General features: G+C 40.0%; 1 protein-coding gene and 1 pseudogene. One reads left to right on the top strand and one right to left on the bottom strand.

Annotation, left to right across the window (positions count from 1 at the left end):
• Positions 1-138 (bottom strand): annotated as a pseudogene (locus RAC86_RS39045) (YslB family protein); the annotation flags it as partial.
• Positions 139-430: 292 nt separating this feature from the next.
• On the opposite strand from RAC86_RS39045, the gene sdhC reads away from it, so the two are divergent.
• Positions 431-1,027, top strand: a 597-nt coding sequence (gene sdhC / locus RAC86_RS39050) for a succinate dehydrogenase cytochrome B558 (protein WP_377886993.1), incomplete at its 3' end; no start/stop codon positions are given.

Below are 1,027 nucleotides of genomic sequence, written 5' to 3' on the forward strand. Positions count from 1 at the left end.
TCCTGCCCAATACATCATGGAAGAGTAATCTTGGCCAAGCATATCTGGGAGAACGATCTCTCGTATTAGTTCGTAGGCATAGGCGTTCATTTCAATTTCTTTTAGGTTGTCAATAGATGCTTCAAATTTAGACTTCATATCTGTCTCCCCTCTCTCCTGCGTATATTATAGCTCAAACAGGGGGGAGGATTACAGAATGATCCTGTAATTCTTATGAAAAATTAAGTTAGAAATATATATTGATAAAATAAAATTTTTCAATCAACTAATCAATTCGGAAAATTATAATTTATGTACGCGTTTTCTTGACGCCCTTTTGAGGGAGGAGTAAAATGAAATTGTCAATAAATCTTAATAAAGTGCTTACAATTGAAAGAAGTGGGGGAAGAGATTTAGCACATTTCGCACTTATCAAACAGGGGGTAAAGTAATGTCTGGGAACAGAGAGTTTTATTTTCGAAGATTGCATTCCTTGCTTGGCGTCATACCGGTCGGCATCTTTCTTATTCAGCATTTAGTCGTCAACCAGTTTGCCGCAAGGGGCGCTGAAGCATTCAATAGCGCTGCTCATTTTATGGATAGTCTGCCTTTCAGGTATGCCTTGGAAATTTTTATTATCTTCTTACCATTAATTTATCATGCAGTTTATGGTGTGTACATAGCGTTTACTGCGAAAAATAACGCAGGCCAATACAGCTACATGAGAAACTGGCTATTCGTCCTGCAGCGTGTAACCGGTATCATCACCCTCATTTTCGTCAGCTGGCACGTGTGGGAAACCCGCATTGCCGCACAAATGGGCGCTGAGGTCAATTTCGACATGATGGCGAATATTTTGAGCTCTCCGGCTATGCTTGGTTTTTACATTGTCGGTGTTTTATCAACAATTTTCCACTTCTCGAACGGTTTATGGTCTTTCGCTGTTACATGGGGCATCACGGTAACGCCTCGTTCTCAAAGAATTTCGACATACGTTACGCTGATTATTTTTGTTGCACTGTCATACGTAGGCTTAAAAGCGATTTTC

Source organism: Bacillus sp. LR_5 (genome assembly GCF_042709275.1).